General features: G+C 72.1%; 11 protein-coding genes. 7 read left to right on the forward strand and 4 right to left on the reverse strand.

Going from position 1 to position 13651, the window contains the following annotated elements:
- Nucleotides 1-86 precede the first annotated feature (86 nt).
- Nucleotides 87-2540, forward strand: a complete 2454-nt coding sequence (locus tag STBA_RS32225) for a bifunctional (p)ppGpp synthetase/guanosine-3',5'-bis(diphosphate) 3'-pyrophosphohydrolase (protein WP_077062551.1) — start codon at nucleotides 87-89, stop codon at nucleotides 2538-2540.
- 69 nt (nucleotides 2541-2609) lie between these two features.
- Here the strand turns inward: STBA_RS32225 and STBA_RS32230 are convergent, their stop codons facing one another.
- Together STBA_RS32230 and STBA_RS32235 are read right to left on the reverse strand one after the other, a co-directional pair.
- Complete coding sequence (locus tag STBA_RS32230) at nucleotides 2610-3839, reverse strand: DUF349 domain-containing protein (protein ID WP_077062552.1); 1230 nt, start codon at nucleotides 3837-3839, stop codon at nucleotides 2610-2612.
- Nucleotides 3840-4024: 185 nt separating this feature from the next.
- Nucleotides 4025-4888: a peptidylprolyl isomerase gene (locus tag STBA_RS32235; protein ID WP_077062553.1), complete on the reverse strand. Its 864-nt coding sequence runs from the start codon at nucleotides 4886-4888 to the stop codon at nucleotides 4025-4027.
- Nucleotides 4889-5029: 141 nt separating this feature from the next.
- On the opposite strand from STBA_RS32235, the gene STBA_RS32240 reads away from it, so the two are divergent.
- The 4 genes from STBA_RS32240 (at nucleotide 5030) to STBA_RS32255 (ending at nucleotide 9160) form a co-directional block, all read left to right on the forward strand.
- Nucleotides 5030-5743: an MBL fold metallo-hydrolase gene (locus STBA_RS32240; RefSeq protein WP_077062554.1), complete on the forward strand. Its 714-nt coding sequence runs from the start codon at nucleotides 5030-5032 to the stop codon at nucleotides 5741-5743.
- Nucleotides 5744-5754: 11 nt separating this feature from the next.
- Nucleotides 5755-7017 (forward strand): histidine--tRNA ligase, encoded by a 1263-nt coding sequence (gene hisS, locus STBA_RS32245; protein ID WP_077062555.1) that lies wholly within the window; start codon nucleotides 5755-5757, stop codon nucleotides 7015-7017.
- A gap of 92 nt (nucleotides 7018-7109) precedes the next feature.
- Nucleotides 7110-7751: a vitamin K epoxide reductase family protein gene (locus STBA_RS32250; protein WP_077063758.1), complete on the forward strand. Its 642-nt coding sequence runs from the start codon at nucleotides 7110-7112 to the stop codon at nucleotides 7749-7751.
- Nucleotides 7752-7795: 44 nt separating this feature from the next.
- Nucleotides 7796-9160 carry a replication-associated recombination protein A gene (locus STBA_RS32255; RefSeq protein WP_077062556.1) on the forward strand — a complete coding sequence of 455 codons (1365 nt, stop codon included), beginning with the start codon at nucleotides 7796-7798 and terminating at the stop codon, nucleotides 9158-9160.
- A 16-nt stretch (nucleotides 9161-9176) separates the two neighbouring features.
- On the opposite strand, the gene STBA_RS32260 is transcribed toward STBA_RS32255, so the two are convergent.
- Nucleotides 9177-10067: a DUF2470 domain-containing protein gene (locus STBA_RS32260; RefSeq protein WP_107485148.1), complete on the reverse strand. Its 891-nt coding sequence runs from the start codon at nucleotides 10065-10067 to the stop codon at nucleotides 9177-9179.
- Between the two features lie 55 nt (nucleotides 10068-10122).
- Between STBA_RS32260 and rpsD the strand changes: the two genes are divergently transcribed.
- Nucleotides 10123-10734, forward strand: a complete 612-nt coding sequence (gene rpsD, locus STBA_RS32265) for a 30S ribosomal protein S4 (protein ID WP_077062558.1) — start codon at nucleotides 10123-10125, stop codon at nucleotides 10732-10734.
- Here the strand turns inward: rpsD and STBA_RS32270 are convergent.
- A complete protein-coding gene (locus STBA_RS32270; RefSeq protein ID WP_077062559.1) occupies nucleotides 10722-13019 on the reverse strand; it encodes an AAA family ATPase in 2298 nt (765 codons plus the stop codon). The two genes, rpsD and STBA_RS32270, sit on opposite strands and share 13 nt — an antisense overlap.
- A gap of 207 nt (nucleotides 13020-13226) precedes the next feature.
- On the opposite strand from STBA_RS32270, the gene STBA_RS32275 reads away from it, so the two are divergent.
- Nucleotides 13227-13649, forward strand: a complete 423-nt coding sequence (locus tag STBA_RS32275; RefSeq protein ID WP_077062560.1) for a DUF948 domain-containing protein — start codon at nucleotides 13227-13229, stop codon at nucleotides 13647-13649.
- Nucleotides 13650-13651: the final 2 nt, after the last annotated feature.

The following is a 13651-nucleotide window of genomic DNA, read 5'->3' on the forward strand; positions in this document are numbered from 1 at the left end:
GACTCTCCTCAGGCCGCCCGCGGCCCGGAGGACCGCTCCCCTTCCTGGCCGTCGGCGGACAGGAAAGGGCCCGAGAAGGAGTGCCCTTGCCAGACGACGCCCAGCCGCTCACCTCAGTGGAGCGGAAGAGTGCCAAGCCGTCCACCGCCCTCAGCTGGCGGGACGGCGCGGACGGTCGCGCCCAGGCACCGGCCGCCGCGCAGCCGGCGCCCGCAGTCTCCGGCGTCTCGGGCCGTTCCGGCTCTTCCAACCGGGTACGCGCCCGGCTCGCCCGGCTCGGCGTTCAGCGGTCAAGTCCCTACAACCCGGTCCTGGAGCCGCTGCTGCGCGTGGTCCGCGCCGGGGACCCCAAGGCCGACACCACGGTGCTGCGGCAGATCGAGCGCGCCTACCAGGTCGCGGAGCGCTGGCACCGCGGGCAGAAGCGCAAGAGCGGCGATCCTTACATCACCCATCCGCTGGCCGTGACCACCATCCTGGCGGAGCTGGGCATGGACCCGGCCACCCTGATGGCCGGTCTCCTGCACGACACGGTCGAGGACACCGAGTACGGCCTCGACACCCTCCGCCGCGACTTCGGCGACCAGGTCGCCCAGCTCGTCGACGGCGTCACCAAGCTGGACAAGGTCAAGTTCGGCGAGGCCGCGCAGGCGGAGACGGTCCGCAAGATGGTCGTGGCGATGGCCAAGGACCCCCGGGTTCTGGTCATCAAGCTCGCGGACCGCCTGCACAACATGCGCACCATGCGTTTCCTCAAGCGCGAGAAGCAGGAGCAGAAGGCCCGCGAGACGCTGGAGATCTACGCCCCGCTCGCGCACCGCCTGGGGATGAACACGATCAAGTGGGAGCTGGAGGACCTGGCGTTCGCCATCCTCTACCCCAAGATGTACGACGAGATCGTGCGGCTGGTAGCCGAGCGCGCCCCCAAGCGTGACGAGTACCTCGCCACCGTCATCGACGAGGTACAGGCCGACCTGCGCGGCGCGCGGATCAGGGCAACGGTCACCGGGCGTCCCAAGCACTACTACAGCGTGTACCAGAAGATGATCGTGCGTGGGCGGGACTTCGCCGAGATCTACGATCTGGTCGGCATCCGCGTCCTCGTCGACACCGTCCGTGACTGCTACGCGGCGCTCGGCACCGTGCACGCCCGGTGGAATCCGGTGCCGGGGCGGTTCAAGGACTACATCGCGATGCCGAAGTTCAACATGTACCAGTCGCTGCACACGACGGTCATAGGACCCGGCGGCAAGCCCGTCGAGCTCCAGATCCGCACCTTCGACATGCACCGGCGCGCGGAGTTCGGCATCGCGGCCCACTGGAAGTACAAGCAGCAGGCCGTCGCCGGCTCCTCCAAGGTCCGCTCCGACGCCCCCAAGAAGGGCGAGCGCAAGGGGGGCAGGAGCACCGTCGACGACATGGCGTGGCTGCGGCAGCTCCTCGACTGGCAGAAGGAGACGGAGGACCCGGGGGAGTTTCTCGAATCGCTGCGCTTCGACCTGTCGCGCAACGAGGTGTTCGTCTTCACGCCCAAGGGCGACGTGATCGCGCTGCCCGCCGGCGCCACGCCCGTCGACTTCGCCTACACGGTCCACACCGAGGTCGGCCATCGCACCATAGGGGCCAAGGTCAACGGGCGTCTGGTGCCGCTGGAATCGACGCTCGACAACGGCGACACCGTGGAGATCTTCACCTCCAAGGCCGAAGGCGCGGGGCCCTCGCGCGACTGGCTCGGCTTCGTCAAATCGCCGCGGGCCCGCAACAAGATCCGCGGCTGGTTCTCCAAGGAGCGCCGCGACGAGGCGATCGAGCAGGGCAAGGACTTCATCACCCGCGCCGTCCGCAAGCAGAATCTGCCGATCCAGCACGTGCTCAGCGGCGACACGCTCGTCACTCTCGCCCACGAGATGCGCTACCCGGACATCTCCTCGCTGTACGCCGCGATCGGCGAGGGCCACGTCTCCGCGCAGTCCGTCGTGCAGAAGCTGGTGCAGGCCGTCGGCGGCGAGGAGGCGGCGAACGAGGACATCGCCGAGGCCGCCCCGCCCGTACCGGCCCGCGGCAAGCGCCGGACCACCGCCGACCCCGGCGTGGTCGTCAAGGGCGTGGACGATGTGTGGGTCAAGCTCGCCCGGTGTTGTACGCCGGTGCCAGGCGACCCCATCATCGGCTTCGTCACCCGGGGCAACGGGGTCTCCGTGCACCGCGCCGACTGCGTCAACGTCGACTCGCTGGCCCGCGAGCCGGAGCGCATCCTCGACGTCGAGTGGGCTCCCACCCAGTCCTCCGTCTTCCTGGTCGCCATCCAGGTCGAGGCCCTCGACCGCTCGCGGCTGCTGTCCGACGTCACACGGGTGCTCTCCGACCAGCACGTGAACATCCTGTCCGCCGCCGTGCAGACCTCCCGGGACCGCGTCGCCACCTCGCGCTTCACCTTCGAGATGGGCGACCCCAAGCACCTGGGGCACGTGCTGAAGGCGGTGCGCGGTGTGGAGGGCGTCTACGACGTCTACCGCGTCACCTCGCCGCGCCGCCCCTGACGCCCGACCCCGCGCACACGGCGGCGGCGCCGGGCCCACCGCGGTGGGCCCGGCGCCGCCGCCGTCCGGTCAGCCGCCGAACTCCTGAAGGCCCTTGAGCGCCTGGTCCAGCAGGGCCTGCCGGCCCGCCAGCTCCTGCTCCAGCTTGTCGGCCTTCGCGGTGTTGCCGGACGCCCTGGCCCGCTCCGCCTGCTCGCGCAGCCGGTCCACCGCATCCTGCAACTGGCCCGTGAGCCCCGCCGCCCGTGCCCTGGCCTCCGGATTGCTCCGGCGCCACTCGGCGTCCTCGGCTTCCGCCACCGCACGCTCCACCGCGTGCATCCGGCCCTCGATCCCCGCCCGCGCGTCGCGCGGCACGTGACCGATGGCCTCCCAGCGTTCGCCGATGGACCGCAGGGCCGCCCTGGCCGCCCGCAGGTCCGTCACGGGCAGCAGCTTCTCGGCCTCGGCGGCCAGCTGCTCCTTGCGCGCCAGATTGTCCCGCTGCTCGGCGTCCCGCTCGGCGAACGCGGAGCCGCGGGCCTGGAAGAAGACGTCCTGCGCCGCCCGGAACCGGGCCCACAGGTCCTCCTCGGCGTCCCGGTGCGCCCGGCCCGCCGCCTTCCACTCCTGCATCAGCTCGCGGTAACGGGCGGCCGTCGGACCCCAGTCCACGGAGTCGGACAGCGCCTCCGCCTCCGCGATCAGCTTCTCCTTGCGGCGCCTGGTGTCCTCGCGCTGCGCGTCCAGTGCCGCGAAATGCGACTTGCGGCGCTTGGAGAACGCGGAACGCGCCTGCGAGAACCGGTGCCACAGCTCGTCGTCGGTCTTGCGGTCGAGCCTGGGCAGGCCCTTCCACGTGTCCACCAGGCTCCGCAGCCGCTCGCCCGCCGAACGCCACTGCTCGCTCGCGGCCAGCTCCTCGGCCTCCGCGACCAGGCCCTCCTTGGCGGACCTGGCCTCCTCGGCCTGCCGGGCCTTCGCGGCCTTCCGCTCCTCCCGGCGGGCGTCGACGGCGGAGACCAGATCGTCCAACCGCTTGCCGAGCGCCGCCAGATCGCCCACCGCGTGGGCGGCGTCCACCTGCTCCCTCAGGTGCCCGATGGCCGTCGTCGCGTCCTTGGCGGACAGGTCGGTCGTCCGCACCCGGCGCTCCAGGAGCTCGATCTCGACGACCAGACCCTCGTATTTGCGCTCGAAATAGGCGAGCGCCTCCTCGGGGGAGCCGGCCTGCCAGGAGCCGACGGCCTTCTCGCCGTCCGCCGTCCGCACGTACACGGTCCCCGTCTCGTCAACGCGGCCCCACGGCTCGCTGCTCACAGCGCCTCCTCGTTTGATGCGCGCGACAGGGCCTCACGCCCCCGGCACCGTCCACAGTTCTCGGCCGGTCCAACCGTTGTCTTCTCCCGCCTGACCGGCGCAGGCACCCTACACAACGCCAACATAGGCGACAGGCCGCCCGGCTGTCCGCACCTTGCCCGGCGGAAATTGCCGCTCAGCGGGCCTCATTCCGCCGCCACCTCTTCCACGGTGGCCTCGTTGATGACGACGGTTGCGTGGGGTGCGGTGTTCCCGGTCGTCGGATCGGGCTGGGTGGCGCCCGTCTCCGCGATCAGCTGCACCACGTCAAGACCTTCCGTCACCGTGCCGAAGGGCGTGTAGTCGGGCGGCAGCTGGCTGTCGTCGTAGACGATGAAGAACTGGCTGCCGCCGGAGTCGCGCCCGCTGTCGTCCTGCGGGTTGTACTGGTTGGCCATCGCCACCGTGCCGGCCGGGTAGACGCCTTCGGCCACGTCCGGGTCGTCCAGGTTCTCGTCCGGGATCGTGTAGCCGGGCCCGCCGGCCCCGGTGCCCTCCGGGTCGCCGCACTGGAGGACGAAGATGCCCTCGGGCACCAGGCGGTGGCACCTGGAGTGGTCGAAGAAGCCTTCACCGGCGAGGAAGTTGAACGAGTTGACGGTGCGCGGTGCCACCTCGGCGTCCATGGTGATCCCGATGTCGCCGCAGGTGGTCCGCAACCGCATCAGGTAGTCCGACGCGGTGTCCACGGCCATCTCCGGCTCCTCCTCCCAGGTCTGGGTCGAGGGCTCCCCTTCCGCCGGCTCCTCGCACGGGTCCTCCACGGGCGGGCTCGTCTCCTCGCCGGGGTCCGCGGTCGCCTCGTCGTCCGCGGCCTGCTGCGAGCCCTCGTCGTCGCCCCCGCTCAGCACTGCCCACGCCGTCCCGCCCCCGGCGAGGAGGGCCACGAGCAGGGCGACGAGCAGAACCTGGCGACGGCGTCCCCGCCGTGCCCGGTTCGCCCGCCGCTGCTGCTGCCGTTCGAACTTCGCCCGCGCGAGCTGCCTGCGGCGCTGCTCCTTGCTGACCACCGAGCTCTCCCTTGTCTCGACTGTCCCGACGTTGCTATCGACCAGCCCCGTGGCGTCACCGTATACGGGTTCGCCCGCCCTGCACCGCCGCCGGTAGGCTCTTGCACAAGCCGCATCCGCCACGACGACCGAAGGACGACCTTGCTCATCGCTGGCTTTCCTGCCGGGGCCTGGGGGACCAACTGCTATCTGGTCGCGCCCGCGGCCGGCGAGGAATGCGTGATCATCGATCCGGGGCACCGGGCCGCGCCCGGCGTCGAGGAGACGATCGCCAAGCACCGGCTGAAGCCGGTCGCGGTCATTCTCACCCACGGCCACATCGACCACGTGGCCTCGGTCGTGCCCGTCTGCGGGGCCAGGGGCGTGCCCGCCTGGATTCACCCGTCGGACCGCTTCATGCTCACCGACCCGGAGAAGGCCCTCGGCGCCAAGCTCGGGGCCCCGCTGCTCGGCGAGCTGACCCTCGGCGAGCCCGACGACCTGCGTGAGCTGAGCGACGGCGCCGCGCTGTCGCTGGCGGGTCTGGAGTTCTCCGTCGCGCACGCGCCGGGCCATACCAAGGGGTCGGTGACCTTCCGGCTGCCCGAGCAGGCCGACGTTCCGCCGGTGCTGTTCTCGGGCGACCTGCTGTTCGCCGGCTCCATCGGACGCACCGATCTGCCCGGCGGGGACCACGCCGAGATCCTGCGGTCGCTGGCCCGTGTCTGCCTGCCGCTGACGGACTCGACCGTGGTGCTCTCCGGGCACGGCCCGCAGACCACCATCGGCCGCGAGCGCGCCACCAACCCGTTTCTGCGGGAGACGGCCGCCGGCCACGGAGCCGCCGACGCCGCGGCCCCGCGACCAGGAATGTGAAGACTCTTCCCGTGAGCACCTTTTCCGCCCCCAAGGGCACCTACGACCTGCTGCCGCCCGACTCCGCCGCCTTCCTCGCCGTGCGCGAGGCCCTCGCCGCGCCGCTGCGCGGCGCGGGCTACGGCTACGTCGAGACGCCCGGCTTCGAGCACGTCGAGCTGTTCTCCCGCGGTGTCGGCGAGTCCACCGACATCGTGACCAAGGAGATGTACACGCTCACCACCAAGGGCGGCACGCGCCTGGCGCTGCGCCCCGAGGGCACCGCGTCCGTGCTGCGCGCCGCGCTCCAGGCGAGCCTGCACCGCGCGGGCAGCCTGCCCGTCAAGCTCTGGTACTCGGGTACCTACTACCGGTACGAGCGCCCGCAGGCGGGCCGTTACCGCCACTTCTCGCAGATCGGTGCCGAGGCCATCGGCACCGAGGACCCCGCCCTCGACGCCGAGCTGATCATCCTCGCCGCCGACGCCTACCGTTCGCTCGGCCTGACAGGTGTGCGGCTGCTGCTCAACTCGCTGGGGGACAGGGAGTGCCGGCCCGCCTACCGGGCCGCACTCCAGGAGTTCCTGCGCGGGCTCGACCTGGACGAGGACACCCGGGCGCGCATCGAGATCAATCCGCTGCGCGTCCTCGACGACAAGCGCGAGAGCGTGCGGCGCCAGCTTGCCGGTGCGCCCGCGATGAGCGACCACCTGTGCCAGGCGTGCAAGGAGTACCACGAGCAGGTCCGCGATCTGATCAGCGGTGCGGGTGTCGCCTTCACGGACGATGAGCGGCTCGTGCGCGGTCTGGATTACTACACCCGCACTACGTTCGAATTTGTCCACGACGGGCTCGGCTCCCAGTCCGCGGTCGGCGGCGGCGGGCGGTACGACGGCCTCTCCGAAATGCTCGGCGGCCCGGCGCTGCCCTCGGTCGGCTGGGCCGTCGGCGTGGACCGTACGCTGCTGGCGCTGCGCGCCGAGGGCGTCGTCCAGGACCTGCCCTCGCCCACGGACGTCTTCGCCGTCCCGCTGGGCGACGAGGCCCGCAGGGAGCTGTTCGCCATGGTCACGGCCCTGCGCAGGGCGGGTGTCGCGGCCGACTTCGCCTACGGCGGCCGCGGGGTGAAGTCGGCGATGAAATCGGCCAACCGCAGCGGTGCCAGGTACGCCGTGGTGGCGGGTGACCGTGACCTCGCCGAGGGCGTGGTCCAGGTCAAGGACCTCGGCAGCGGCGAGCAGTCGCCGGTGCCGCTGACGGCCGTGGTCGACGATCTGCGCCGTCGGCTGGCCTGAGCGGCGGGGTCCTGGTTGACATCAGCGCGACGTGAGCGTTGTGTCACTCCTGCAGAATGGACAGCCGGACCCTGACGGAGCGGATTGGCGAGATGGCAGCATCGGCGGTGGACGTGGCCCGCACGGACGGCGGGCCCGTGGCCCATGGCGGGCGGCAGGTCGTGGGGGCCGGGCGCGCCTTCGCGCTGACCCTGGTGGTCACCGGCTTCGCCGGGCTGCTGGCCTCGTGGGTCATCGTGCTCGACAAGTTCCACCTGCTCGAGGACCCGGACTTCACGCCCGCGTGCAGTCTCAACCCGGTCGTCTCCTGCGGCAACATTATGGAGAGCGAGCAGGCGGAGGTCTTCGGCTTCCCCAATCCGATGCTCGGCATGGTGGCCTACGGCGTGGTGATCGCGGTCGGCATGGGTCTGCTGGCCGGGGCGGCCTACCGGCGCTGGTTCTGGCTGGGCCTCCAGGCCGGCACGCTGTTCGGTGTCGGCTTCTGCACCTGGCTCCAGTACCAGTCGCTGTACGAGATCAATGCGCTGTGCCTGTGGTGCTGCCTCGCCTGGGCGGCGACGATCGTCATGTTCTGGTACACGACGCTGCACAACGTGCGGAACGGTATCCTGCCCGCGCCCGAGGGCGTGCGCCGGACGATGGCCGAGTTCCACTGGCTGATCCCCGCGGTGCACATGGGGATCATCGGCATGCTGATCCTCACGCGCTGGTGGGACTTCTGGACCAGCTGACCTGCCCGGGCCACGCTGTCGGTGGGGTGGCTTAGGGTCGTGGCGTGGAGCCCGATCTGTTCACTGCCGCCGCCGATGAGCGCGCGGAGAAGGACCCGTCCGCCCGGCCGCTGGCCGTTCGGATGCGCCCGCGCACCCTGGACGACGTCGTGGGCCAGCAGCACCTGCTGCGGCCCGGGGCGCCGCTGCGCCGCCTGGTGGGCGAGGGCGGCGGCGGTCCGGCCGGCCCGTCCTCGGTGATCCTGTGGGGGCCGCCGGGCACCGGCAAGACCACCCTGGCCTACGTGGTGAGCCAGGCCACCGATAAGCGCTTCGTCGAGCTGTCGGCGATCACCGCGGGGGTCAAGGAGGTGCGTGCCGTCATCGACGGGGCGCGGCGCTCCTCGGGGGCGTTCGGCAAGGACACGGTCCTCTTCCTCGACGAGATCCACCGGTTCAGCAAGGCACAGCAGGACTCCCTGCTGCCCGCCGTGGAAAACCGGTGGGTCACCCTGATCGCCGCCACCACGGAGAATCCGCACTTCTCGGTGATCTCGCCGCTGCTGTCCCGGTCCCTGCTGCTGACGCTCGAGCCGCTGACCGAGGACGATCTGCGAGGGCTGCTGCGCCGCGCGGTGGCCGAGGAGCAGGGGCTCGCGGGTGCGGTCGCGGTGCCGGACGACACGGAGGAGCACCTGCTCCGCATCGCCGGTGGGGATGCGCGGCGCGCCCTGACGGCGCTCGAGGCCGGTGCGGGGGCCGCCCTGGCCAAGGGTGAGGCGGAAATCACCCTGAGCACGCTCGAGGAAGCGGTGGACCGCGCGGCGGTGCGGTACGACAAGGACGGCGATCAGCACTACGACGTGGCGAGTGCCTTCATCAAGTCGATCCGCGGCTCGGACGTGGACGCGGCGCTCCACTACCTCGCGCGCATGGTCGAGGCGGGCGAGGACCCCCGTTTCATCGCCAGGCGGCTGATGATTTCGGCCAGTGAGGACATCGGCATGGCCGACCCGACCGCGCTGCCGACGGCCGTGGCCGCCGCGCAGGCGGTGGCGATGATCGGTTTCCCCGAGGCCGCCATCACCCTCAGCCACGCGACCATCGCGCTGGCTCTCGCCCCCAAGTCCAATGCCGCGGTCGTCGCCATCGGCGAGGCGCAGGCGGACATCAGGGCCGGTCTCGCGGGCCCGGTCCCCGGCCATCTGCGGGACAGCCACTACCAGGGCGCCAAGCGTCTCGGCCACGGCGCGGGCTACCAGTACCCGCACGATCTGCCGGGCGGTATCGCGGCCCAGCAGTACGCCCCCGACGCCGTGGACGGGAAGCGGTACTACCGGCCCACCGGGCACGGGGCGGAAAGCCGGTACGCGGAGGTGCTGGAGCGGGTCAGGAGGCGGCTGGGGGACGGCCGTGAGTCGCGCGGCTGACGGCCGTCCGCCGGGCTCACGCGCCTGCCGCTTCGAACAGCTGGCGCATCGCCCGCCGCAGTTGGGTGAGGTCCCGCACCGGCTCGGGGAATTCGAAACGCGCGTCGAAGCACGCCTCGCCGGCGCGGAAGCGTACTCGCAGCCCGAAGCGGTCGAGGCCGAGCGGTGTCACCGCCTCCCAGGGGACGGCGCGCCCGCCCGCGGCCGGCCACGCCATGCCGCAGTCGGCCGGGCCCCGGCCCAGCAGCGTGCACAGGGAGCGCAGTTGGGTCTCGTGGGCGGCGGCGAGGTGCTGAAGCAGCTCGGCCTCGTGCCGGGCCAGCGGGTCGGGCGCGGCCTCGGCAAACTCGTCCGGCTCCACGTGGCAGGCGCCCCAGAAGTCGTCGGTGAACGCCTCGCCCACCTCCAGGCGCAGCACCGGGTCGGTGTCCTCGTGTTCCGCGCCGCCCGGCCGCAGTCCCGGCAGGGCGTCCAGGGCGGGGTACCGTTCGGCCAGCAGGCCGATCGCCGTGGCCCGTTCCGCGCCCCGCGCGGTGGTCAGCCAGCCGGCCACCCAGCCGCGTCCCCGGATGCGGTGGGGCACGGCGACGGGTGCGACGTCCGTGAGTTCGATCACGGCCGTCAGCTCATCGGCCAGCGCGTGGGCGGCGATCCGCGCGGCCGGCGAGCCGGAGACGGCCAGCAGATACACGTCTCCCGAGGGCGCGACGACGCGGAAGTCGAGCGCCCAGGCGCCGGGTTCCTCCTGGTCGGCGCCGGGAATCGCCAGGGTGGCGGAGGCGTTGGACGCGAGCAGGGTGCGCACCCGCTCGGCGGCGGTCGGCTGCCCGGCTTCCTCGTCGGGGCACGGAGGGCCCTTGTGATCACGGTGTCCTGTTCCGGGCGCTGGGCTCCCAGGTCGAATCATGCGCACTCCTCAGCTAAGGTAAGGCTCACCTAACTTACATGGAGGTCTGTTCCACGTGAACCAGTCGCGTCCCAAGGTCAAGAAGTCGCGCGCACTCGGCATCGCGCTCACCCCGAAGGCCGTCAAGTACTTCGAGAAGCGCCCCTACCCGCCGGGCGAACACGGGCGCGGCCGAAAGCAGACCAGTGACTACAAAGTCCGTCTGCTGGAGAAGCAGCGCCTGCGCGCCCAGTACGACATCAGCGAGCGCCAGATGGTCCGCGCCTACGAGCGTGCCCGCAAGGTCGAGAGCAAGACCGGCGAGGCGCTCATCATCGAGCTCGAACGCCGCCTGGACGCCCTGGTGCTGCGCTCGGGGCTGGCCCGCACGATCTACCAGGCACGCCAGATGGTCGTGCACGGCCACATCGCGGTCAACGACCGCAAGGTGGACAAGCCGTCCTTCCGCGTCCGCCCCGACGACATCGTCTCCGTTCGCGAACGCAGCCGCGTCAAGCACCCGTTCCTCGTGGCCAGGGAGGGCGGCTACGCGGGCGACGGCGAGACGCCGCGCTACCTCCAGGTCAACCTCGAAGCTCTGGCGTTCCGCCTCGACCGCGACCCCAACCGCCGCGAGATCCCGGTCATCTGCGACGAGCAGCTGGTCGTCGAGTACTACGCACGCTGACCCCCGCGGAACCGCCCGTGCTCGCCGCCGTCCCGGCGGGGAGGGGCGGCCGGGGACCCGCCCTTCGCCCGCGCCTGCCCGCCCGCGGCCGGGGCGATGCCGGCCGGCGCCTGCCCGCCCGCCGCGTATCCGGCTGCCGCGCGTTCCTCGTCCGCGAAGCGGCGGCGCAGGGCCCTGGCGACCGCGGCGTCCGCGTCGAGCCGTTCCCCCTCCCCGATGCACTCGCGGAACTTGGCGGCGCCGAGCTCCCGGCGCAGGTGCCGTTCGCACTGGATGTGCGGCGCGTTGAAGTAGCCGGAGCCGAAGAGCTGCATCCCCACCGACCGCCACTGCCGCCCCGCGGCGCCCTGGAGCACCGCCGCCTCCGCCGGGTGCCCCTCGGTGGCCGTGACACCCGCGAGCAGTTCGAGCGCGAGCACCGTTCCGACCAGGTCCTGGAAGGCGTGGCTGACGGGGAGGGACGCCTCCATCAGCCGCCTGGCCTCGACCGTGTTCCCCTGGCTCCACGCGGCGAAGCCCAGCACGTACAGCGCATAGGTGCGCGCCCAGCGCTCGCCGTGCTCGTCGCACACCTGCCTGGCCTCCTCGCACAACGCCACCGCGCCGGCCAGATCGCCCTGGAAAGCGACGGCCATCGCGAGCTGTGCCTGGCACATCAGCACGTCGCTGTTCAGCTCACCGATCTCCTCGAACCGGTCGAGCGCCGCGCGCAGCAGCTGCTCGGCGCGCTGCGTCTCGTCGCTGATCAGCGCCAGGCAGCCGTTGCGGTGGTCGGCGTAGGCGGCGGCCCTCGCGTTGCCCGTGCGCTCGGCGCCCTCCTGGCACTCGTGCAGTGCGGAGAGCGCTCGGACGGTGTCGCCCTCGAGAACGGCGACGTAGCCAGCCACCCACAGGGCCTTCAGCCGCGTCTCCTCGTGGTCGGTCTCCAGCTGGAGCGCGCGCGTCAGCCAGTGCCTCCCCTCGCGGAGCCGCCCGCAGCCGACCCAGCAGAACCACAGCGTGCCGGCCAGGTAGAGGCCGAGGCGCCCGTCCTTCTCGTCCAGCGCGAACTCCAGCGCCGCGCGCAGATTCGGCATCTCGTCCTCGATGCGCCGAGCCACCTCGGCCTGCCGCGGGCTGAACCACTCCAGTTCGCACCAGGTGACGAGGCCGGTGCACCAGTCGCGGTGCCTGCGCCGCAGCCGGTCGCTGTCGCCGGTGGCCGCCAGCCAGTCGGCGCCGTATGCCCGCAGCGTCTCCAGCAGCCGGTAGCGCACCCCGGAGGCGGCGTCCTCGCGGCTCACGACGGACTGCGCGACCAGCTCGGTCAGCACGTCGAGCACGTCCTCCGCGGGCAGGTCCGGTCCCGAGCAGACGTACTCGGCGGCCTCCAGGTCGAAGTGCCCGGCGAAGACGGACAGCCGCGCCCACAGCAGCCGTTGCGCCGGGGTGCACAGCTCGTGGCTCCAGCCGATCGCCGTGCGCAGCGTCTGGTGATGCGGCGGCGCGTCCCTGCTGCCGCCGACCAGCAGCCGGAACCGGTCGCCGAGCCGGTGCAGCGTCTGGTCGAGGGAGAGCGTCCGCAGCCGCCCCGCGGCCAGTTCGAGGGCGAGCGGGATGCCGTCGAGCCGGTGGCACAGCTCGGCGACGACCTTGTGATTGTGCTCGTCGATGGCGAAGCCCGGCAGTACCGCGGCGGCCCGGTCGGCAAACAGCCAGGCGGCCTCGCTCAGGGGTGCGTGGGAGCTGGCCGCACCCGTGCCCGGTACGGGGGCCGCCAGCGGCGGGAGCGGGTAGAGGCGTTCGCCTGCCACGCCGAGCGGGCGGCGGCCGGTGGCCAGGACCCGCAGTCCGGGAGCCCGGCGCAGCAGGTCGTGCACCAGCTCGGCGGACGGCTCGACGAGGTGCTCGAAACCGTCGAGGACGAGCAGCAGGCGGCGGTCGGCCAGCCGTTCGGTGAGCACCGTGCGCGGCGGCCGGCCGGTGTGGTCGGTCAGCCCGAGCGCGTCCACGACGGCGTGGTCCAGCAGTTCGGCGTCGCGCACCGTGGCCAGCTCGACCAGCCAGACACCGTCGCAGAAGCGTTCCTGCACCTGTCGGGCGGCCTGCACCGCGCACCGCGATTTTCCGACACCGCCGACCCCGGTCACCGTCACCAGCCGTGACACCGTCAACTTCCGAACGAGAACGCCCACTTCGACGTCCCGGCCGATGAACCGCGTGAGCTCGGCGGGCAGATTGCCCGACCTGCGGCCGCGCCCCGAATTCTCCCGGGCCCCGGGCCCTGTTCCCTGAAAGCCTCGCATGGACACGGAGCGTACTGGGGGGTATGCAGAACGTACAATTGCGGCCGCCCGGCCTTGGCGGCCGCGGGTGATTGCGGTACGAGCGCGGGGGCCGGGCGCGATAGGGTCGGGACCTGCCGTCGGCCTGCCCACGGGGCCGCCGCCCTGGCGCACGGCGGCCGAACGGCAGCTGTCAGAAAGTACCCGTCCGAGGGAAGCGGTGCGCTTGTGTCCGGTGGAGAGGTGGCCGGCCTCCTCGTGGCCGTCTTCTGGGCCATCCTGGTCTCGTTCCTCGCCGTGGCGCTGGTCCGGCTGGCCCAGACGCTCAGGGCCGCGACCAAGCTGGTGACGGATGTGACGGAGCACGCCGTTCCGCTGCTCGGCGAGGCGTCCAGGACCGTGAAGTCCGCGCAGGCCCAGCTGGACCGGGTGGAGACCATCGCCTCCGACGTGCAGGACGTCGCGGCCAACGCCTCGGCCCTCTCCGGCACCGTCGCCTCCACCTTCGGCGGGCCGCTGGTGAAGGTGGCCGCCTTCGGCTACGGCGTGCGGCAGGCGCTGCGCCGCCGCGGCGGCGGGCCGCCTGCCGGAAGCGAGCCGGCCGTCAGGACGATCCCGGTCCCCCGGCGCCGTTCCCCGCGAAAGGACTGATA

Source organism: Streptomyces sp. MP131-18, from assembly GCF_001984575.1.
GTDB classification, from domain to species: Bacteria; Actinomycetota; Actinomycetes; order Streptomycetales; family Streptomycetaceae; genus Streptomyces; species Streptomyces johnsoniae.

Bases quoted from the DNA above. Each gene is read 5' to 3' on its own strand.
- STBA_RS32250 (WP_077063758.1), top strand. From the start codon at position 7,110: ATGGCAGCATCGGCGGTGGACGTGGCCCGCACGGACGGCGGGCCCGTG.
- STBA_RS32260 (WP_107485148.1), bottom strand. From the start codon at position 10,067: ATGATTCGACCTGGGAGCCCAGCGCCCGGAACAGGACACCGTGATCAC.
- STBA_RS32270 (WP_077062559.1), bottom strand. From the start codon at position 13,019: ATGCGAGGCTTTCAGGGAACAGGGCCCGGGGCCCGGGAGAATTCGGGG.